This window comes from Lentzea sp. HUAS TT2, assembly GCF_051853195.1.
Classification (GTDB): Bacteria; Actinomycetota; Actinomycetes; order Mycobacteriales; family Pseudonocardiaceae; genus Lentzea.
Genome location: NZ_CP196667.1, coordinates 1,216,696 through 1,236,953, shown reverse-complemented (window position 1 = coordinate 1,236,953; position 20,258 = coordinate 1,216,696). Strand labels below are relative to the sequence as shown.

Here is a 20,258-nt window from a genome sequence, read left to right as displayed (position 1 = left end):
CGGATGGACTTGCGTTCGAGTTATCGGCGGAAACGAACCAACGCCTCAGTCTCGCCACACCTTCGTGTAGCAGTGCGTCACGGGGCGGTGACGGGCGTAACCCTAGGCCGGTGGCGTCGTTGTGGTCGTGCTCGAGGACGTGGTGGTGGTCGTCGACGAAGTCGTGGTCGTCGTCGTGTTGTTGTTGGTCGTCGTGGTGGTCGTCGACGTGTTCGCCGGAGGCGTGTCGTCGGTCGTGACCGTCGTCGTGGTGCCGTCGGGACGCGTGATGGTCGTGACGCGCGTCTGCTTCTTCGTCGTCGTGGTCGCCGAGGTGGTGGTGGTCTCGGCGACGGACGACGTCTGCTCGACGCTCGTGGTCGGGGCGGACGTCGGCACGATGCTCAGGGCGTCGCGCACGGCCTCCTTGCGCGGCGGCTGCGTCGCCGGCGACTGGGACGCGCTGTCCGAGCCCGCGGCGAACGAGGCGACAGCGGCGAAGACGGTCGCCAGCACGACGCCTGAGGCGGCTAGGACGACCTGCGGCGCACCTCGGAAGAAGCGCGAGCGCGAGTCCGGTTCCGGGCTCTCGTACACGAAGTTTCCCCTGCTCGAACGGTCAGCGGCCGAAGTTCTGGGTCCAGTAGTTGCCTCGTGTGTCGAGGCCTACGCCCATCGTGGTGAAGCTGCAGTTCTCGATGTTCTCGCGGTGGCCGGTGGACTTCATCCAGCCGTCCACGACCGCCGCGGCGGTCGGGTAGCCCATCGCGATGTTCTCGCCGCCCGGCTTCGGGTAGCCGGCCTCGCGCATGCGGACGTCGAACGTCCTGCCGTCCTTCGAGGTGTGCGAGAAGTAGTTCTTGGTCGCCATGTCCGTGCTGTGGGCCTGCGCGGCGGTCGTGATGCGGTCGTCGATCACGAGGGCCTTGCATCCCGCCGCGGCACGGGCGTCGTTCGTGAGCGCGAGCACGGCCTGCTCCGGCGTCTGGCCGGTCGGCTGCTGAGGCGGTTGCTGCGCGGGCGGCTTCGGCGCCTCGGGGGGTGGCGTCGTGGTGGACGGGGACGCCGGCGTCGAAGGCGTGGAGGAGGGCGTCTCGGACGTCGTCGAGGTGGCGGGCACCGAGGAGGACGTCTGGGACGCGGGGGCGCCGGGGTCTGCGTTGCCGCCGTCGGAAGGCTGTCTGTTGCTGTTGGGTGCGGCGGCGTTGCCCGTTCCGAACTGGTTCGCTGCGTCGGTGGTCTCCTGCTGTGCGGCATTGGTGAAGCTGATGCCGAGAGGAGAGGTACCGGAGAGGGCGAGGCCGCCGATTCCGGTTGCACCGATCAGCAGGCCGAGTAAGAGGCTGCGGGCACTCACGGGTCGGGACCGTACCACTAATGGGTGACAACCCCAGAGTGCGTCTTTGGTCACCTGGTGTGACTGCGCCACCATTCGGAGGTGGACGTGCGACTGAACGCCTGGGTGCGGGGACGAGTGCAGGGTGTTGGTTTTCGCTGGTGGACGCGAGCCCGGGCGCTGGAACTAGGCCTGGTGGGGAGTGCTTCGAACAGGCCCGACGGCCGGGTCGAGGTGGTTGCCGAGGGTTCGCGGGAGAACTGTGAACAACTGCTGAATGCTCTCCGTTCGGGTGAAACCCCCGGACACGTCGAATCTGTCGGTGAGCAGTGGTCGGACGCCAGGGGCGACCTGACCGGGTTCATCGAGCGCTGAACCGTTTTCCAGGAGATGGCGTAGTAGGAGATCGTGGACTCCTCAGAAGACGTCCTCATCCAGCTGTACGACCGCTGGAGAGGCCCGCTGCTGCACTACGTGCTGCGGCTGGTCGACGGCGACTACCAGCAGGCAGAGGACGTCGTGCAGGAGACGTTGCTCCGCGCGTGGCGGCACCACGAGGAGTTGAAACCGGACGACGCGGCACCGTGGCTCTACACGGTCGCGAAGAACCTGGTGATCTCCGGTTACCGCCGCCGCAACGCACGCGCGACCGAGGTGCCGCTCGAGCCGGTGGACCTGCCACCGGTCAGCGACCAGGTCGAACACGTGCTGCAGACGTGGCAGATCGCGTCGGCGCTGCGGGCGCTCACGCCTGAGCACCGGACGGTCGTCATCGAGCTCTACTACCGCCGCCGCACCGTCGCGGAGGCCGCCAAGACGCTCGGCATCCCGCCGGGCACCGTCAAGTCGCGCTGCTTCTACGCACTGCGGGCGCTGCGCGACGCACTGGAGGAAAGAGGGGTGACCGAGGCGTGAGCTGCCAGCACACCGTCGACGTCGGCGCCTACCTCTTCGGCTCGCTCGACCTCAAGGAACGGGCCGCGTTCGAACGTCATCTCGGCGACTGCGACTGCTGTCAGGCCGAGATGCTGCGGCTGGCCCCGCTGCCGGGCCTGCTCGGCCGCCTGAGCCTTCCGGACGTCGAGAACCTCGACGAGATCCCCGCCTGCCCGCCCGAGCCGAAGCACGACCATCGGCGCGTGCTGATCGCGTGTGCTGCCGTCCTGGTGCTGCTGGCACTGGCCGGGGGGAGTTTCTTCCTGCGGCAGACGCCGTCGCAGCCCACTGCGGCGCCGCCGTCCTCGTCGTCGCAGCCCCCGACGCCGACCTGGGCCGCCAAGGACGCCGCCAGCGGCGTGAACGGCGAGGTCTCGATGGTGTCGAAGACCTGGGGCACCGAGATGTGGTTCAAGCTCGGCGAGGTCAAGCCGGGTGCGCGCTGCAAGGTCATCGTGTTCGACCGGCAGGGCCAGCGGGAGGTCGGCGGCTGGTGGGGCTCCGATCACGGCGCTGACGAGCGGATTCCCGGTTCCACGTCGTTCCGGGTCGACCAGATCGAACGCATGGAGGTCTCCGACGAAAGCGGGCTGTTGGTTACTCTCCGTCCATAGACGCGCAGGTCACGGCATGCCTAACGCATCCAACGCAAACGCTTGGGTACTCTGCCCGGCGTGCATCTCAAGAGCCTGACGCTGAAGGGCTTCAAGTCCTTCGCCTCGGCTACCACGCTGCGCTTCGAGCCCGGCATCACCTGTGTGGTCGGCCCCAACGGGTCCGGCAAGTCCAACGTGCTCGACGCCCTGCGCTGGGTGATGGGCACGCAGGGTGCCAAGGACCTGCGCGGCGGCAAGATGGAGGACGTCATCTTCGCCGGCACGTCCGGCCGCGCGCCGCTCGGCCGCGCCGAGGTGACGCTGACCATCGACAACGCCGACGGCATCCTGCCGATCGAGTACACCGAGGTGTCGATCACCCGCCGCATGTTCCGCGAGGGCGCCACCGAGTACGAGATCAACGGCAACTCGTGCCGCCTGATGGACATCCAGGAACTGCTGTCCGACTCCGGCATCGGCCGCGAGATGCACGTGATCGTCGGTCAGGGCCAGCTCGCCGCCATCCTCGAGTCCAAACCGGAGGAACGGCGCGCGTTCATCGAAGAGGCCGCCGGCGTCCTGAAGCACCGCAAGCGCAAGGAAAAGGCGCTGCGCAAGCTGGAGGCGATGCAGGCGAACCTGACGCGCCTCACCGACCTCACCGCGGAACTGCGCCGCCAGCTCAAGCCCCTCGGCAAGCAGGCCGAGATCGCCCGCCGCGCGCAGGTCGTCCAGTCCGAGCTGCGGGACAGCAAGCTCCGCCTGCTCGCCGACGACCTGGTGACGCAGCGCGAGACCATCGCGCAGGAGGAGCACGACGAGGCGAAGGCCCGCGTGCGCCGTGCCGAGGTCGAGAAGTCGTTGCAGTCGGCGCAGTACCAGCAGAACGAGCTGGAGGAGCGGGTCGCGGCCGACTCGCCGAAGCTGCAGGCCGCGCAGGACACCTGGTACCGGCTGTCCGCTTTGGAGGAACGTCTGCGCGGCACCGTGAGGCTCGCCGCCGAACGCGCCCGCCACCTGTCCGACGTCGTGGACGCGCCCTCGCGCGGACGTGACCCGGACGACCTCGACCGCGAGGCCGAGGAGACCGCCGAGATGGAGCTGGAGCTCCAGGAGGGCGTGACCGAGGCCCGCATCGCGCTCGCGGAGGCCGTGGAGACGCGCGCCGAGCTGGAGCGCATGGTCTCGCAGGCGGAGAAGGCGCACATCGCCGCCGTCCGCGCGATCGCCGACCGCCGGGAGGGCCTCGCCCGCCTGTCCGGTCAGGTGGAAGCGTTGCGCAGCAAGACGAACGCGACCGCCGAGGAGATCGAACGCCTCTCCGTCACGCTGTCAGAGGCCTCCGAACGCGCCGAGTACGCGTCGATGGAGCTGGCAGAGGCCCAGGAGATCACCGGCACCGAGGACGAGGACGACCACGGTCTCGACGAACGCCACCACCAGGCCGTGCAGTCCAACGACGCGGCCAGGCAGCGCGTCGAGGAGCTGGTCAAGGCCGAACGCACCGCGGAACGCGACATCGCGTCGTGGCGCGCCCGCGTCGACGCCCTCTCGCTGGGCCTCACGCGCAAGGACGGTGCGGGCGCGCTGCTCGCGTCGGACGTGCCGGGCCTGCTGGGGTCCGTCGCCGCGCTGCTGACCGTCGAACCCGGCTTCGAGGTGGCGCTGGCCGCAGCCCTCGGCCCGATCGCCGACGCCGTCGCGGTGTCGTCCGGCGACGGCGCGCTGCAGGCGCTGAAGTTGTTGAAGGAGAAGGACGCCGGCCGCGCGGGTGTGCTGATCGGCTCGCATGGATCCACTGTGGACACGTCGCAGTGGGGCTACCTGCCGCAGGGCGCGCGCTGGGCGATCGACGTCGTGCACGCGCCGGAGGCGTTGCGCCCGGCACTGGCCCGCGCGCTCGATCGCCTTGCCGTGGTGGACGATCTGGACACCGCGGCCAGGATGAACGTCCGCGCGGTGACTCGCGATGGCGACCTGTTCGGCACGGACTGGGCGGTCGGCGGTTCGGGTGGCCAGGGGCAGAGCGTCATCGAGGTGCAGGCCGCCGTCGACGAGGCGCAGGAGCAGCTCGCGACCGCGGAACGGGCGCTGGAGCACGCCTCGGCCGCGCTGGAGGGCGCCCGTGCCGAGCAGCAGGCCCGTCGCAAGGTGCTCGACGCGGTCAAGGAGGCCGTGCAGGAGGCCAAGGTCCGGCAGGCCCGCTCCGGCGAGCGGCTGAACCGGATGGCCACGGCCGTGCGGTCCGCGCAGGCCGAGGTCAGCCGCATCTCCGAGGCCCGCGGCAAGGTCGAGCGGTCGCGCGAGGAAGCCCTGATGAAGCTGGCCGAGCTCGAAGAGCGGCTGCTGATGGCCGAGGAGGAGCAGACCCTCGACGACGAGCCGGACACCGACCAGCGGGACGCGCTGGCCGCGGAGCTGGCTCAGGCGCGTCAGGGCGAGATGGACGCACGTCTGGTGCAGCGCACCGCGGAAGAGCGCGCACGGGCGTTGCAGGGCAAGGCAGAGGGTCTGCGTCGGGCCGCGCGCGCCGAGCGTGAGGCACGCGAACGCCACGCCCGCGCGACCCAGCACCGCGCCCGTGGTGCCGTGGTGGCGAAGGCCGTCGCGCACGGCGGCGAGCAGGCGTTGGAACGCATCCAGATCTCGCTGGCCCGTGCCGCCCGTGAACGCGATCAGGCGCAGGAACGCCGTGCGCAGCACGAGCTTCTGCTGACCCAGGTGCGCGCGCTGGTGCGTGAGATGTCCGGCGAGCTGGAGAAGCTCGTCGACGCCGTGCACCGCGACGAGGTCATGCGCGCCGAGCAGCGCATGCGCATCGAGCAGCTGGAATCCAAGATCGCCGAGGACTTCGGCATCGGCCTGGAAGACCTCGTCAACGAGTACGGCCCCGACGTCCTGGTGCCCGCGTCGGCCGCGGAGATGGCCGAGTACCAGGCGGCCAAGGAACGCGGCGAGCAGGTCTCCGAGCCGCAGCCGATGCCGTACGACCGCGACACCCAGGCCCGCCGCGCCAAGCGCGCCGAGCGCGACATGTCGTTGCTGGGCAAGGTGAACCCGCTCGCGCTGGAGGAGTTCGCCGCGCTGGAGGAGCGCTACAAGTTCCTCTCCACGCAGCTCGAGGACATCAAGGACACCCGCCGCGACCTGCTCACCGTCGTGAAGGAGGTCGACGACAAGATCCTTGAGGTCTTCACGCTGGCCTACGAGGACGTGGCGCGCGAGTTCGAGATCGTCTTCAAGGTCCTGTTTCCCGGTGGCGAGGGCCGGCTGGTGCTGACCGAGCCCGGCGACATGCTGACCACCGGCATCGAGCTCGAGGCCCGTCCGCCCGGCAAGAAGGTCAAGCGCCTGTCGCTGCTCTCCGGTGGCGAGAAGTCGCTGGCCGCGGTCGCGATGCTGGTCGCGATCTTCCGCGCCCGCCCCTCACCGTTCTACGTGATGGACGAGGTCGAGGCCGCGCTGGACGACACGAACCTGCACCGGCTGATCAGCCTGTTCGAGCAGCTGCGGGAGAAGTCGCAGCTGCTGATCATCACGCACCAGAAGCCGACCATGGAGATCGCGGACGCCCTGTACGGCGTCTCGATGCGCGGTGACGGCATCTCGCAGGTGATCTCGCAGCGGCTGCGCAACTCGAGCGACGAGCCCGCGCGTGCGGCGGCGAAGCCCGTTGCCGAGGCCGTCGAGTCCGTGGAGTCCGCCGAGCCCGTGGAGTCCGCTGAGCCCGCTGAGCCCGCTGAGACTGCGGAACCTTCGCCGGAACCGGCGGAAGCAGAGGCGTGAAGGGGCGGTCGGAGCGGGTGCCTGGGGGGCTTGAACCGGCTCCGACCGCGGCCTGGCACCTGGTGGTGTGAGATCCCCCAGTCCCAACCTCACCGTTCCAGGTGCGCACGGCCCACTCTGCCGGACGATGCTTGTGGAAACCTTGTATCGCCAGGTCAGGCGCCGCGAGCGTCCAACGCGGCCGCTTCCTCGGGCGTGGGCGCGGTGCCACCGAGGTGCCTCGGCGCCCACCAGGCGCCCGGCTCCGTCGGGTACGCGGCCTGTGCGGTGTCGAGCAGCTCCTGCATCCGCTTGCGCAGCACGTCGTCACCGGAGTCGCCGGGGGCGGGCTCGAACGGCTCGCCGATGAGGATGGTGACGGGGACGTGCCGCTGGGTCAGGTCCTTGGGACGGCCCTTGGTCCACAGTCGCTGGGTGCCCCACAGCGCGACGGGGATGATCGGCACGCCGGCCTCGTGGGCCAGGCGGTTCGCGCCGGACTTGATGTCCTTGACCGTGAACGATCGGCTGATCGTGGCCTCGGGGAAGATCCCGACGACCTCGCCGGTGCGGAGCGCGGACAGGGCCTGCTGGTAGGAGGCCTGGCCCGCGCTCCGGTCGACGGGGATGTGGTGCATGCCGCGCATGAGCGGGCCTGCGATCTTGTTGGCGAAGATCTCGTGCTTCGCCATGAACCGCGTGAGGCGCCCCGAGGGATGCGCCCCGTATCCCGCGAAGATGAAGTCGAGGTAGCTGACGTGGTTCGACGCCAGTACCGCTCCACCTGTGCGCGGGACGTGGTGCGCCCCCTCCACGGTGAGCCGCACGTCGAGCACCTTGAACATGAGCTTCGCTGCGGCGATCACCGGGGGATATACGCGATCCGACATGCTTCCTAACGCTAGCCTAGGAAACCTACTGGCCGGTAGCGGACCCTTCGTGTTCTCGCATGACCTTCGGCACGCCCGCCAGATCCTCGTCGTTGCACAGCAGCTTGAGGTCGTAGTACGGGTTGCCATGGGTGTCGTCATAGTCCAGATGGACTGCGATCACGTCCACGGGTTCGCCCAGCCAGTCCTGGGTCTGCCGCAACCAGGCGGCAGCACGTTCCAGAGCTGACGGAAGATCATCGTCTCGGAATTCGACCGGCCGGTAGGGAACGCCCTGGACACCGTCCCGGATGTTCGCCGGCAAGGGCAGGTCGACAGCCACCCCGGATTCGTTGAGATCGAGTTGGATCGTTTCCTCACTCACCGTAGAAGAGTCCCCCACCCTCACCTGCCCTGCAAGCCCGAATCTGGGTGTTGTGCCTGCGACGTCGGTGTTCGTGAGGTGGCATACCAGCGTCGCGGAGTCCACCGGTGTGAGTGATGTCTCGCACGTCATGTAGTGCGCTTCAAGAACGCGATGTCGCGCTTCACCTTCGTGATCCGGTCGTGAGTGGGCATGAGCACGCGGGACAACGCGGCCAGCAACTGCTCCAGGTCCTCGGCCGCCCCCGCCGCGTCACCGGCCGAGTAGCGCAGGCTGGCGAGCAGCTGCCGGGTCTCCAGCACGTCGGCGTGGTCGGGACCCAGCACGCGAACCTGGTCGCGCAGCAGCGGTTCGCAGGTGTCGATGGCCCTGGCGTACTGCTTCGCCGTGCCGAGCACCCGCGCGAGGTCCAGCCGGACGGCGAGCGTCTGCGGGTCGTCCGCGCCTGCTGTCCGCGCGTAGTCCCTGGAGAGTGCCCTGAACTCGGAGGCGGCGCCCCTGAAGTCGCCCGCGTGGGCCTTGGCCTGGGCCAGCTCGGTCCTGGAGGCCAGCTCGTCGAGTTCTGGAACGGTGGGCATCCGCGCCATTTTACAGTGCCGCGCGATCGTGACCTTGGTCCAGGAAAACCCCTCGCTTCGAACGGCCGTGCGAGCAACCATTCCTCCTATGTACGACATCCGTTTCGCCGAACCTGGCGACCTCGGCGCCACGATGGCGCTGCTGGTCCGGCTCCAGGCCGACAACGCGCATCACATCGGGTACCTCGGTGAGACAGTCGAAGAGCTCCGCGCGGAGCTCGGCGAGTTCGAGCCCAGCTGGGCGGACTGCACGGTGGTGGCCGTCGACGCAGACGACAACATCACGGGCATGCTCAGCGTGGAGGTCGATGCCGAGCTCGGCCGTGCGTGGCTGCACGGACCGTTCGTCGACGTACCGGTCAACCACCCGGCGGGCAGCCGCATCTGGGACCAGACCGCCGACGCGATGTTCCGGCGCGCCACCGAGCTCCTCACCGGCATCACCGACCTCGAGCTCTACGGGCACACCGCCCACAAGCGGCTGGCGGCGTTCGCCGAACGGCACGCCTTCAGCGCGGGCAAGGCCAGTGCCATCCACATACTCGACAACGGGGATCTGCGCACGCTGCTGCTCAGGGACGCCAAGTGTCCCAGCGACCGCGAGATGCGCGTCCTCCCGACAGATCGGTTCGTGCACGAGGCCGTCGCCGTGCTGCACGAGCGATGTTTCCCGCACACGTACTTGTCCGGCAAACAACTCGTCGAGTCAGAGCCGGCCAAACGCACGGTCGTCGTCGCGATGGACGGCCAACGTGTGCTCGGGTACGCCGCCGGCAAGGCCCAACCCGAGGAGTACTACGTCGACTTCGTGGCCGTCGAACCCGAGGTTCGCGGTCAGGGCGTGGGTGCCGCGCTCGTCACCGAACTGCTGTGGAAACTCGCGGCGGACCACGGCGCCAGGCCGCAGGCCGCCGCGTCGATCCACGCGGGCAACGAGTCGTCGCAGCACATGTTCGCCCGCCTAGGATTCCGCCTTCACATCGAGCTCGTCGCGTACCGGCACCCGGCGTGAATGGCTACCCAAATGATGTCGCACTGACAGCAACCCACCCACGAGCAAGGTGACCGTCACCCCCAGGGGCGTGTTCCACCAGCCGGTCAAGGACTTCAGGTCAGCCGTGGCCTTGCCGAAGTTGATCGTCGGTGTGCTGCCGGCGAACTTGACACCGAGAATCACGAAACCGACGACCAGCACCGTCGACACGAACGCGATGATCGCGTCCACCTGACTGGCGCGCTTGAAGATGAGGCCGAGGAGGAAGGCCCCGAGCAGCGCGCCGTAGGTGTAGCCGGCGATGCCGAGCGCCTGCACCACGATCGGATCCGCCGTGGTCTTGTTCGAGGAGGCGAACAGGCCCGCGCACACGATCAGCAGACCCGCCCACACGAGGGTCCAGATCCGCCCGTGGCGCAGGCGTTCCTCGTCGGTCATCGGGGTCCTGCGGATGCGTTCGTAGACGTCTGTGACGGTGCTGGAGGCCAAGGCGCCCAACGACGACGACAGCGCGGCCGCGAGGATGCCGGCGATCACGAAGCCGGACAGGCCCGACGGCAGCGAGTTGACGATGAAGTAGCCGAAGAGCTCGTCCTTGTTGCCGAGCTTCAGGTCCTTCACCGGGTCGACGCCGTTGTAGAAGGCCCACATCATCACGCCGATGAACAGGAAGAACGCGAACTGCAGGAACACCACGAAACCGGAGGCGATCAACGCCTTCTGCGCGGACTTCACGTCCTTCGTGGACATGAGCCGCTGCACGATCAGCTGGTCCGCGCCGTGCGAGGCCATCGACAGCAGCGCGCCGCCGAAGAACGCGGCGATGAAAGGGTAGGCGCCCGTCAGCGGTGACGAGGTGAAGTCGAAGATCTGGAACTTGTCGACGTCGACGGCCTTCGAGAACCAGCCGTCGGGCAGCTGGCCGGAGAGCCACCAGATGACGATCACGCCGCCCAGCACGTACCAGAGCATCTGGATGGCGTCGACCCACACGACCGCGCGCACGCCGCCGAAGAAGCTGTAGAACACCATCGCGATGCCGAGCGCCAGGATGATCGTCCAGTAGTTGGCGTTGATGCCGTACTGCGCGAGCACCAGCTTGATCGGGATCGCCGTGGCGAAGAGCCGGATGCCGTCCGCGAGCAGGCGCGTGAAGAGGAACGTCACGGACGCCGTTGCGCGCATGCCGTTGCCGTAGCGCTGGCCCAGGAACGCGTACGCCGTCACGAGATCACCGGCGATGTAGCGGGGAAGCAGCACGAAGCTGACGATGATGCGGCCGACGATGTAGCCGAGCGCGAGCGTCAGATACGTCATGCCGCCCTGCGCGGGCGTCGCCATGTACGCGATCACCGGCACGCTCAGCACGGTCAGCGTCGACGTCTCCGCGGAGACCACGCTCAGGCAGACGACCCACCAGGAGATGCGCTTCTCGCTGACGAAGTAGTCGGTGGACGACTTCTGCCTGCCGCCGATCCACATGCCCAGCAACGGCATGCCGACGAGGAACAGGACGATGATCGCGAGGTCTAGTCCGCGCACTTCGGTTCCCCCACATTCAGCTTGGTCACTGGACCGGTGACGGGTTCGGGCAGTCGCAGCGGCCCGTCGCCGGGGGTGATGCTGCCGAGCAGCCGCGGTCCGGACGCGCCGGTCGCGGACGGCGTGTTGCCCGCGACCCCGTGCCACGTCAGGAATCCGAGCAGCGCGGCGAGGTAGGCCTCCTTGCCGTCGCGCGGCAGGCCCAGCGAGTCGCTGATCTTCAACGGGATGGGGTCGAGCGCCTTCTCCAGCGCCTCGACCAGCACCGGGTTGCGCATGCCGCCACCGGACGCGACGACCGTGCTCGCGTCGTGCGCGCGGCAGGCGTCCGCGATGGTGCGGGCGGTCAGTTCGGCGAGGGTCCTGAGCATGTCCTCGGCCTGGACCGTGGGAAAGCCCTGGAGGTACTCGGCGTTGAAGTGCTCCTTGCCCGTCGACTTCGGCCACGGCTTCGCGTAGTACGGGTCGGCGAGGAGCTTCTTGAGGACGTCCTCGCGAACGGTGCCCCTGCGCGCGAACTCGCCGTCGGTGTCCTGGCGTCGTTCGCCGCGGGAGAGGACCTCCATGACGGCGTCCATCAGCGCGTTGCCGGGGCCGGTGTCGTAGGCCAGCGGCGGGCTGCCGGGTCTGACGACCGTGATGTTCGCGATGCCGCCGATGTTGAGCGCGATCGCCGGTGCGTCGCCGACCATGCCGGTGAGCCACAGCGCGTCGAGGGTGCTCGCCAGCGGTGCCCCCTGGCCACCCGCGGCGACGTCGCGGACCCTGAGGTCGGCGATCACGGGGAGGCCGGTCCGTTCGGCGATCCAGGCGGGCTGGCCGAGCTGCAGCGTGCCGAGGCAGTCGCCGTCCTGCACCTCGTGGTGCACGGTCTGCCCGAGCGAGGAGATCAGGTCCGCCGGCAGGTACCCGGCGGCGACTTCACCGAAAGCCTGCCCCAGCGACGTGTCGAAGGCGCACACTTCAGCGAGGTCCCGCGGTTTCTCCAGCAGGTCCTTCGGGAACGGGTGCTCGGCACACTGCACCGGCACGAGCTCGACGACGTCACCGTTGATCGACAGGTCGGCGACGGCGACGTCGATGCCGTCCATCGACGTGCCGGAAATCAGTCCGATCACCCTCACGACGTGTGGTCTATTCCACACTGTGGCGGGACGCAAGAGCTTTGGTGAAATCTTCGCCTAAATGAGCAATACATGGTTGACAGGTCACATGCGGGTCTGTGAAACCATGAGCCCGTGCCAACGTCCTCCCTTGTCCTGATCCTCGTCGTCGTGGCGGTCGTGCTGACTGCCGCGCTGGTGACCGGTGTGGTGCTGACGCGTCGCCGTCGCATCAGCCTGACCCAGAAGGAGGAGACGCCGAGGCCTGGCGGATACCAGGCGTCGTCCGGGATCTCGCTCACTCCGGCCGCCCCCGACGCCACCGATGCCGAGGCGGTGGCCGTCGCCGAGGTGGCACCGGTCGAGCACCCGGTGGCCGACAGGACCGAGGTCGACGGCCAGCCGGGTGTCGGCGACGACGCCTCCGTGCCGCGCGACTCGGAGAAGCGCGGTTTCGTCGAGGTCGACCTGCCCGTCGAGGCGTCCGAGGTCGAGGAGATCGAGCCCACCTCCGGCCGCCTGGAGCGGCTGCGCGGCAAGCTCTCGAAGTCGCGCAACGCGTTCGGCACGTCGCTGCTCGGGCTGCTGGGCGCCGGCGACCTGGACGAGGACTCGTGGCAGGACGTCGAGGACACGCTGCTGATCGCGGACCTGGGCGCGGCGCTGACCACCGAGATCGTCTCGACCCTCCGGTCGAAGATCGCCGGTGCCGGCGTGCGGACCGAGGAGGAGGCGCAGGCGTTGCTGCGCACCGTGCTGGTCGACGCTCTCGGACCGCGGATGGACCGGTCCTTGAAGGCGCTGCCGCACGAGGGCAAGCCCGCGGTGCTGCTCGTCGTGGGTGTCAACGGCGTCGGCAAGACCACCACCACCGGCAAGCTGGCGCGCGTGCTGGTCGCTGACGGGCGGACTGTTCTGCTCGGTGCCGCTGACACGTTCCGCGCGGCCGCTGCCGACCAGCTGGAGACCTGGGGCAAGCGGGTCGGCGCGGAGACCGTGCGCGGGCCGGAGGGTGGAGACCCTGCTTCTGTTGCCTTCGAGTCGGTGAAGCGCGGTATGGACACCGGGGTCGACACGGTGCTGATCGACACCGCTGGGCGCCTGCACACCAAGAAGGGCCTGATGGACGAGCTCGGCAAGGTCAAGCGCGTCGTCGAGAAGCAGGCGGTGGTGGACGAGGTGCTGCTGGTCCTGGACGCCACCACCGGGCAGAACGGGTTGACGCAGGCCCGGGTCTTCGCCGAGCAGGTGGACATCACCGGGATCGTGCTGACCAAGTTGGACGGTACGGCCAAGGGCGGCATCGTCTTCCAGGTGCAGCGCGAGCTCGGCGTGCCGGTGAAGCTCGTCGGTCTCGGTGAAGGCGCCGACCACCTGGCGCCGTTCGAGCCGGGCGCCTTCGTGGACGCCCTGCTCGGCTAGCGGCTTCTTCGCCGCACGCGGGGACCTTTCGTACTGTCATGCAGTACGAAAGGTCCCCGCGTGCGGCGAGCAGCAGGGGGTCAGGCTGTTGCGGCCTGGTCGGCGAGTTTCTTCGCCACCGCCAGCACCTCAGGGAGGATGCGGTTCACCGCGTCCTTCGTGAGCCGTCCCTCCGGGCCCGACACCGACACCGCGGCCAGCGTCGGCCCGCCGATCACCGGCACCGCGATGCACCGCACGCCCAGTTCCTGTTCGGACTCGTCCAACGCGAACCCGCGCGCCGAGATCTCGTCCAGCGAGTCCAAGAGCTGGGTCGCGTCCGTGATCGTGTTCGACGTGTACGCGGGCAGGCCCGTGCGTTCCAGCAGCGCGCGCACGTCCGCACGCGGCAGCTGCGACAGCATCGCCTTGCCCACACCGGTGCCGTGCGGCAGCAGCCGCCTGCCCACCTCCGTGAACATGCGCATCGAGTGCTTCGACGGCACCTGCGCCACGTAGACGACCTCGTCGCCGTCCAGCACAGCGAGGTTCGCGGTCTCCTCGACCGAGTCGACGAGCTGCGACAACAACGGCCGCGCCCACGTGCCGTACTGGCGTGAAGCCGTCTCGCCGAGGCGGATCAGGCGCGAGCCGAGGGTGTAGCGCCGGTTGCTGTTCTGGCGCACATAGCCCAGCGTGACAAGGGTGCGGATGAGCCGGTGGATCGTGGGCAGGGGTAGCCCTGACGATGCCGCGAGCTCCGAGAGCGACGCTTCGCCGCCCGCGTCCGCCAGGCGTTCGAGCAGGTCGAAGGCTCTTTGCAGGGACTGCACGCCACCTGTCGTCACGGTGCGGCTCCTCTCGTTGCAGTTCCGCAATGCAAAAACTATAGTCCACACAGCAAAACCGAGAGAGGTGGATCCAGGTGCAGGTCCTGACCGAAGAGGCTCTTGAGTTCGTCGCGAAGCTGCACGAGGCGCACGCCGCCCGCAGGGACGAGTTGCTCGCCCTTCGCAAGGAGCGCCGGCCGCTCGGTTTCCTCGCCGAGACCCGAAGCGTTCGCGACGGTGAGTGGCAGGTGGCCGAGGCGCCGGAGGCACTGCGCGATCGGCGCGTCGAGATCACCGGGCCCACCGAGCGCAAGATGACGATCAACGCGCTGAACTCCGGGGCGAAGGTGTGGCTCGCGGACCTCGAGGACGCGAACACGCCGCACTGGGACAACGTCGTGCAGGGGCAGGTGAACCTGTACGAGGCGGCACGGGAGACGATCGAGTTCACCTCGCCGGAGGGCAAGGAGTACAAGCTCAAGGGCGGGCCGTACCCCACGATCGTCGTGCGGCCGCGCGGCTGGCACCTCGACGAGCGCAACCTCCAGTTCGGCGGCAAGAACGCCGTGGGTGCGCTGGTCGACTTCGGACTGCACTTCTTCCACAACGCCGAGATCGGCAAGCCGTACTACTACCTGCCGAAGATGGAGTCGCATCTCGAAGCACGGCTGTGGAACGACGTCTTCACGACGGCGCAGCAGTTGCTGAACGTCCCGCACGGCACGATCCGTGCGACGGTGCTCATCGAGACGATTCCGGCCGCGTTCCAGATGGAGGAGATCCTCTACGAGCTGCGCGACCACGCGTCTGGGCTCAACGCCGGTCGCTGGGACTACCTCTTCAGCGTCATCAAGTACTTCCGTGACGCGGGTGCGGACTACGTGCTGCCGGACCGCAACAGCGTGACGATGACGGCGCCGTTCATGCGCGCGTACACCGAGCTTCTGGTGAAGACGTGCCACAAGCGCGGGGCGTTCGCCATGGGTGGCATGGCCGCGTTCATCCCGAACCGGCGTGATCCCGAGGTCACCGAGAACGCGCTGCGCAAGGTCCGCGAGGACAAGACGCGCGAGGCGAACGATGGTTTCGACGGGTCGTGGGTGGCGCATCCTGATCTCGTGCCGATTTGCCGCGAGATCTTCGACGGGGTGCTGGGCGACCGGCCGAACCAGATCGACAAGCAGCGTCCGGAGGTCAGCGTCACGGCAGAGCAGCTGCTGGACTTCAAGTCCGCCGGTGGCTCGGCCACGCGGGCAGGCCTGGAGGCCGCTGTCGACGTCGGCGTGCGCTACATCGCGTCCTGGCTGGGCGGCAACGGCGCCGCGGCGATCCACAACCTGATGGAGGACGCGGCCACCGCGGAGATCAGCAGGTCCCAGATCTGGCAGTGGATCAACAACAAGGTCGTGCTCGACGACGGCACGCAGGTCACCGCCGACGCCGTGCGGGAAGTGCTGGCGCGCGTGGGCAACGAGCTGGAAGGCCCGCACGTCGCGGCGGCCGTCGAGCTGTTCGAGCAGGTCGCGTTGTCCGAGGACTTCGTGGACTTCCTGACGCTGCCGGCGTACGAGCGCATCTGATGTACGAGACATCGCTGTCCCCTGAGGACGTCGCGCGGGTGACCGCGCGGCTGTCCACAGTGGAACGCAGCTGGCCGTCGGGCCGTCAGCCCGTGCACACGTGCTACGTGCCCGCCGGCCGCATCATCGGGTCCACGATCGCCGACTGGGGCCGCGAGGCGCTGGAGTCGATCGAACCGGAACTCCTGCCGGAACTCCCCGAGGGCGTGCTGAAGCGCGTCGAGGCGAAGCTCGCGAAGGAGCCGATCGAGGACCTGCGGATCGACTTCGAGGACGGCTACGGCGCGCCCGAGGACGACGTCGAGGACATGGACGCCGAGAGCACGGCGAACCTCGTCTCGCGCTGGGTCGCCGACGGCACCGCGCCGCCGTCGTTCGGGCTGCGGATCAAGTCGTTCGACACGGCAGAGCTGCGCGAGCGAGGACTGCGCACGCTGGACATCTTCCTGACAGCACTGGGAGAGATCCCGCCAGGTTTCGTCATCACTTTTCCCAAAGTGACATCAGTCGACCAGGTCGAGGTGTTCGGGGAGGTGCTCGACCTCTTCGGCGGCGATCTGAGGTTCGAGATCCAGGTCGAGACCACGCAGTCCATTGTGGACCGCGAGGGTCGTCTCGCGATCCCGCGGTTCATCGAGGCGGGCCGCGGCCGGGTGACAGGTCTGCACTTCGGCACCTACGACTACACGGCGGGCTGCGGGCTGTCCGCCGCGCAGCAGCACCTCGCCCACGGCGCGTGCGACTTCGCCCGGCACGTGATGCAGGTTTCCGCAGCTGGCACGGGTGTGCGGCTGTCCGACGGCTCCACCAACGTGCTTCCGGTAGGCGACCAGAAGAAGCACGGCTGGGACACGCACTACCGGCTCACACGACGTTCGCTGGAGCACGGTTTCTACCAGGGTTGGGACCTCCACCCGGCACAACTGGTGACACGATATGCGGCTGTTTACGGTTTCTACCGCGAAGGTCTGGAAGCGAACGCGGCACGTTTGAAGGCGTACGTGCAGAACGTCTCAGGAGGCGTTTTGGACGAGCCCGCGACCGCCCAGGCGCTGTCCTCGTTCTTCCTCCGAGCGGTGGACTGCGGTGCGCTCGATCCGGTGGAAGTGCAGGTGGCGACGGGTCTGGACGAGTCAGCACTGAGGGGCCTCGCCACCCGTTCGAGCTGATCGGGTCATCACCCGTTCGTGTGGTTCTGTCAATGGGTGTCGAATAGTGCGGGCAATGGGTGCAGGGTGGCTCGCATGAGCATGCGAGCGGGCCTGTGGACCGGGCTACCCGACCTCGACGCTGCCGAGCACAAGTACCAGGTCGTCGCGTGCGAGGCGGATGTGGACACGTTGATCAGGCTGCTGGGGCGGCCCGAGTGCAACGACGGGTCGCTCGACCACTTCGGCCGCAACCTCACCGCGGAGGGCGACCCGGACCACAACGTCGTGCTCGCCGTGCGTGGCGCGTGGGGCTACATGTACTACGTCGACAACGGCTTCATGGGGTGGCCGAAGGGCACCGAGGAAGCGCCGTACGTCAACGAGAAGTACACGGACTTCCCGCCCGGTGTCGGCGTGCCGCTGTGCCTGTTCCGGCAGCTGCTGATCGAGTTCATGATCTCCGGCGAACGGCCGACCGGGGTCGACTGGTACTCCGAGGCGGACCTGTTCCACTCGTGGCGCGACCAGCAGATGTCGTTGCGCACTACGGAGAACCGCTGACTCTCAGCTGGTCGCTGGTTGAATGGCCGTATGAAGGCCGTGGTGATGGGTGGGGGAATCGCCGGCTTGCTGGCGGCTCGCGTGCTGGGCGAGTCTCACGAAGTCGTTGTCCTGGAACGCGATGAGCTGACGAACGTGCCCGAGTACCGCGCGGGCGTGCCGCAGGGCAGGCACACGCACGGACTGCTGGTGCGCGGCGGCGAGCTCCTGGAGGAGCTGTTCCCCGGTCTGCGCGACGAGCTGGTGGCGGAGGGGGCAGTGCTCGCCGACGCGGGCGACATGCAGATCCTCAACCCGCTCGGCTGGCTCGCCAAGACGCACCTGGGCATGCCGCTGCTGTCGTTGAGCCGGCCGTTGCTGGAGACCTGCATCCGGCGACGGGTCACCGCCGAGATCGTGAGCGGTGTGCACGTCACCGGGCTGTCGTTCCGCGACGGCGTGGTCGACGGCGTGCTCACCAAGGACGGCAGGATCGACGCGGACCTGGTCGTGGACGCGTCCGGCCGGTCGTCGAAGCTGCCGGCCTGGCTCGCCGCCGCGGGGATCACCACGCCGAAGCCCGAGGTGGTCGACTCCGGTACCGGGTACGCGACGCGGATCTACACCGCGCCGGAGGGTTTTCCCGTGGTGTACGCGGAAAGTCTGTCCGCGCCGGACCTGCCGCGCGGTGTCGCGGCGATGCGCGTCGAGGGCGACCGGATCATGGTCACCGCACAGGGCGCCGTCGGAGACCACCCTCCGCGCGATCTCGACGGGTTCCAGGAGTTCCTGGACTCGTTGCGGGTGCCCATCTCGGAGCTGCTCGCCGAGGCCGAACCGCTCACGCCCGTCTACCTGTTCGCGCGCACTGCCAGTCGTCGCAACGCTTTCGAGGACGTGCCGGGCTGGCCGGGCGGGCTCGTCGCGGTGGGAGATGCGGTGTGCGCGTTCAACCCCGTGTACGGGCAGGGGATCACGGTGGCGGCGATGCAGGCGCTGTTGTTCCGGCAGCACCGGGACTTCAGCGCCAAGGGATGCCGGGCGTTCCAGCGGAAGGTCGCCAAGGCCTCGCAGGTGCCGTGGGCGATGTCCAGCAACGCCGACCGCAGCTGGGTGGAGTCCCAGCGCGGTGGGCTGCTCGGCTGGTACCTGAAGAAGTGGCAGGCCGGGATCGTGCGCGACCCCGACCTGTTCCGCCGCTTCGTCCGGGTCGTGCACATGGTCGCGACGCCGGCGAGCCTGCTCAACCCGGTGGTGTTCAGAAGGCTGGCAAAGTACTCCAGGCCAGACCGGCGTCCGGGGCGTCGTCCCGCAGGATCGACCCCTCGATGAGCCCGTACGGACGGTCCGCGGCGTAGAAGACCTCGTTGTCGTTCTCCAGGCCGAACGCGCTGAGGTCCACCAGGAAGTGGTGCTTGTTCGGCATGGAGAGCCGCACCTCTGCTACCTCGGAGCGCGCGTTCAGCACCGCCTCGCCCATCGCGTACAGCGTCTGCTGCAACGACAGGGAATGCTTGTCCGCGAACGTCTTCAGCATCACGGACCGGATCTCGGCGTACGACTTCGCCCAGTCGACGTCCGTGTTCACGTAACGCCAGCGGGCCGTCACCGACGTCGCCAGGATCCGGTCGTCGGTCTCCTTCAGCGTCGTGTACGGATCCTTCGGATAGCCGTGGAACTCCGAACCCGTCGACTTCAGCACCACGAGGTCGCGCACGCCCGACACGACCCAGGCCTGAGAGCCCTCGATCGTCACGGCGGTGGTGCGCTTCTCGTTCGACCCCTGCGAGAACGCGTGGTCGTGGCCGTCGATGCGCTCCCACGCGTGCTCGTCGATCAGGATCCGCGCGCCGGAGATGGCCTCCTGCGTGCCGACGAAGTGCCGGCCCAGCCGCAGCGCGAAGTCCTCGATCTCACCGACCGGCGCCTGCTTGGCGAAGGCGTAGACGGTGTTCTTCTGCGTGTCGGTCGCGAGCACCTTGGTGTTGTCGCCGGTGAGGTGCGTGTCGGCGAGGTCTCCGCGCAGCGAGGTGCTGACGGTCAGGTCTTTGACGGTGTGCACGGAACCGTTGCGCGACACCGTGACGAGGCGGTTCTCCGCCTTCCCGTACTGGTTGGGGCCCAGGACGATGGCCATGAAATCAGCTCCCGATCAGCTTCTGCAGCCGCAAGGCGGCGATCTTCGCGAGTTCGTCGTTGACGACGCGGAGCTCGACATCCGGCGGGTTGTCCATGCGACTGGACAGGTTGCCGAGCATCTCCGCACCGCTCAGGCCGGTCGCGCACACCAGGTAGATGTGCCCGAACCGATCCTCGTACGCGGCGTTGGCCGCCGCCAGGCGATCAGCCTGGGAGCTGTCCACGCCGGACTGTTCGGACCGCGACCACCTCGCCGACACCCCACCTGTCTTCTGTCGTTCGCCGATGCGCGGGTGCCCGGCGATGGCGCCGAGCACCTCCTCGTCGGAAAGTCCTTGTGCGGCAACCGAAGAAGCCGCGAGGAGTGCATCCATCGACGCGTAGGGCCTGCCCGCCACCATCGCGTCGATCCAGCGGGGTACCGCGAGGCACTCGGAGAGGAGAGGTCGCAGTTCGGCCTCCGGGGCGCTGTTGAAGCTGTCCACGGTTCTCCAAGATTCTGTATCGCGGAATTGAACTTCCACATTCTTGACC

At 68.3% G+C, this 20,258-nt stretch carries 20 protein-coding genes; 10 read left to right on the top strand and 10 right to left on the bottom strand.

Annotated features, from left to right (window positions below):
* Positions 1–102: 102 nt before the first annotated feature.
* Positions 103–576 carry a hypothetical protein gene (locus tag ACSHWB_RS06200; protein WP_439661124.1) on the bottom strand — a complete coding sequence of 158 codons (474 nt, stop codon included), beginning with the start codon at positions 574–576 and terminating at the stop codon, positions 103–105.
* 22 nt (positions 577–598) lie between these two features.
* Positions 599–1,336 (bottom strand): CAP domain-containing protein, encoded by a 738-nt coding sequence (locus tag ACSHWB_RS06195; protein ID WP_439661123.1) that lies wholly within the window; start codon positions 1,334–1,336, stop codon positions 599–601.
* Positions 1,337–1,417: 81 nt separating this feature from the next.
* On the opposite strand from ACSHWB_RS06195, the gene ACSHWB_RS06190 reads away from it, so the two are divergent.
* Genes ACSHWB_RS06190 through smc form a run of 4 tightly spaced genes read left to right on the top strand, consistent with a single transcriptional unit; the run spans position 1,418 to position 6,633 of the window.
* Positions 1,418–1,690 carry an acylphosphatase gene (locus ACSHWB_RS06190; protein ID WP_093593272.1) on the top strand — a complete coding sequence of 91 codons (273 nt, stop codon included), beginning with the start codon at positions 1,418–1,420 and terminating at the stop codon, positions 1,688–1,690.
* A 33-nt stretch (positions 1,691–1,723) separates the two neighbouring features.
* Positions 1,724–2,230: a sigma-70 family RNA polymerase sigma factor gene (locus tag ACSHWB_RS06185; RefSeq protein WP_093593275.1), complete on the top strand. Its 507-nt coding sequence runs from the start codon at positions 1,724–1,726 to the stop codon at positions 2,228–2,230.
* Positions 2,227–2,865 (top strand): anti-sigma factor family protein, encoded by a 639-nt coding sequence (locus tag ACSHWB_RS06180; RefSeq protein WP_439661122.1) that lies wholly within the window; start codon positions 2,227–2,229, stop codon positions 2,863–2,865. The genes ACSHWB_RS06185 and ACSHWB_RS06180 overlap by 4 nt, the downstream gene beginning before the upstream one ends.
* A 60-nt stretch (positions 2,866–2,925) precedes the next feature.
* Positions 2,926–6,633, top strand: coding sequence for a chromosome segregation protein SMC (smc, locus tag ACSHWB_RS06175; RefSeq protein WP_439661121.1), 3,708 nt, complete (start codon positions 2,926–2,928; stop codon positions 6,631–6,633).
* A 155-nt stretch (positions 6,634–6,788) separates the two neighbouring features.
* On the opposite strand, the gene ACSHWB_RS06170 is transcribed toward smc, so the two are convergent.
* The 3 genes from ACSHWB_RS06170 to ACSHWB_RS06160 form a co-directional block, all read right to left on the bottom strand.
* On the bottom strand, positions 6,789–7,502 hold the full coding sequence (locus ACSHWB_RS06170) for a lysophospholipid acyltransferase family protein (protein ID WP_439661120.1): 714 nt from the start codon (positions 7,500–7,502) through the stop codon (positions 6,789–6,791).
* 25 nt (positions 7,503–7,527) lie between these two features.
* On the bottom strand, positions 7,528–7,866 hold the full coding sequence (locus ACSHWB_RS06165; RefSeq protein ID WP_439661119.1) for a hypothetical protein: 339 nt from the start codon (positions 7,864–7,866) through the stop codon (positions 7,528–7,530).
* A gap of 128 nt (positions 7,867–7,994) precedes the next feature.
* Positions 7,995–8,444 (bottom strand): tetratricopeptide repeat protein, encoded by a 450-nt coding sequence (locus ACSHWB_RS06160; RefSeq protein ID WP_439661118.1) that lies wholly within the window; start codon positions 8,442–8,444, stop codon positions 7,995–7,997.
* A gap of 88 nt (positions 8,445–8,532) precedes the next feature.
* On the opposite strand from ACSHWB_RS06160, the gene ACSHWB_RS06155 reads away from it, so the two are divergent.
* Positions 8,533–9,456 (top strand): GNAT family N-acetyltransferase, encoded by a 924-nt coding sequence (locus ACSHWB_RS06155; protein ID WP_439661117.1) that lies wholly within the window; start codon positions 8,533–8,535, stop codon positions 9,454–9,456.
* Here the strand turns inward: ACSHWB_RS06155 and ACSHWB_RS06150 are convergent.
* The gene (locus ACSHWB_RS06150) at positions 9,406–10,980 is read right to left on the bottom strand and encodes a sodium:solute symporter (RefSeq protein ID WP_439661116.1); all 1,575 of its coding nucleotides are present in this window, start codon (positions 10,978–10,980) and stop codon (positions 9,406–9,408) included. The two genes, ACSHWB_RS06155 and ACSHWB_RS06150, sit on opposite strands and share 51 nt — an antisense overlap.
* A complete protein-coding gene (locus tag ACSHWB_RS06145) occupies positions 10,968–12,098 on the bottom strand; it encodes an anhydro-N-acetylmuramic acid kinase (RefSeq protein WP_439664530.1) in 1,131 nt (376 codons plus the stop codon). Before ACSHWB_RS06145 ends, ACSHWB_RS06150 begins: the two co-directional genes overlap by 13 nt.
* Before the next feature lie 120 nt (positions 12,099–12,218).
* Between ACSHWB_RS06145 and ftsY the strand changes: the two genes are divergently transcribed.
* A complete protein-coding gene (ftsY, locus tag ACSHWB_RS06140) occupies positions 12,219–13,505 on the top strand; it encodes a signal recognition particle-docking protein FtsY (RefSeq protein WP_439661115.1) in 1,287 nt (428 codons plus the stop codon).
* Between the two features lie 80 nt (positions 13,506–13,585).
* On the opposite strand, the gene ACSHWB_RS06135 is transcribed toward ftsY, so the two are convergent.
* Positions 13,586–14,332 carry an IclR family transcriptional regulator gene (locus ACSHWB_RS06135; protein WP_439661114.1) on the bottom strand — a complete coding sequence of 249 codons (747 nt, stop codon included), beginning with the start codon at positions 14,330–14,332 and terminating at the stop codon, positions 13,586–13,588.
* A gap of 77 nt (positions 14,333–14,409) precedes the next feature.
* Between ACSHWB_RS06135 and aceB the strand changes: the two genes are divergently transcribed.
* From aceB to ACSHWB_RS06115, 4 genes are all read left to right on the top strand, one after another.
* A complete protein-coding gene (gene aceB, locus ACSHWB_RS06130; RefSeq protein ID WP_439661113.1) occupies positions 14,410–15,894 on the top strand; it encodes a malate synthase A in 1,485 nt (494 codons plus the stop codon).
* Positions 15,894–17,063 (top strand): DUF6986 family protein, encoded by a 1,170-nt coding sequence (locus tag ACSHWB_RS06125; RefSeq protein WP_439661112.1) that lies wholly within the window; start codon positions 15,894–15,896, stop codon positions 17,061–17,063. The genes aceB and ACSHWB_RS06125 overlap by 1 nt, the downstream gene beginning before the upstream one ends.
* A gap of 75 nt (positions 17,064–17,138) precedes the next feature.
* Positions 17,139–17,606 (top strand): Imm1 family immunity protein, encoded by a 468-nt coding sequence (locus ACSHWB_RS06120; RefSeq protein WP_439661111.1) that lies wholly within the window; start codon positions 17,139–17,141, stop codon positions 17,604–17,606.
* A gap of 30 nt (positions 17,607–17,636) precedes the next feature.
* On the top strand, positions 17,637–18,917 hold the full coding sequence (locus tag ACSHWB_RS06115) for an FAD-dependent oxidoreductase (RefSeq protein ID WP_439661110.1): 1,281 nt from the start codon (positions 17,637–17,639) through the stop codon (positions 18,915–18,917).
* Here ACSHWB_RS06115 and pucL read toward each other — a convergent pair.
* Complete coding sequence (gene pucL / locus ACSHWB_RS06110; RefSeq protein WP_439661109.1) at positions 18,844–19,722, bottom strand: factor-independent urate hydroxylase; 879 nt, start codon at positions 19,720–19,722, stop codon at positions 18,844–18,846. The two genes, ACSHWB_RS06115 and pucL, sit on opposite strands and share 74 nt — an antisense overlap.
* 4 nt (positions 19,723–19,726) lie before the next feature.
* Positions 19,727–20,248 (bottom strand): 2-oxo-4-hydroxy-4-carboxy-5-ureidoimidazoline decarboxylase, encoded by a 522-nt coding sequence (gene uraD / locus ACSHWB_RS06105; RefSeq protein WP_439661108.1) that lies wholly within the window; start codon positions 20,246–20,248, stop codon positions 19,727–19,729.
* Positions 20,249–20,258: the final 10 nt, after the last annotated feature.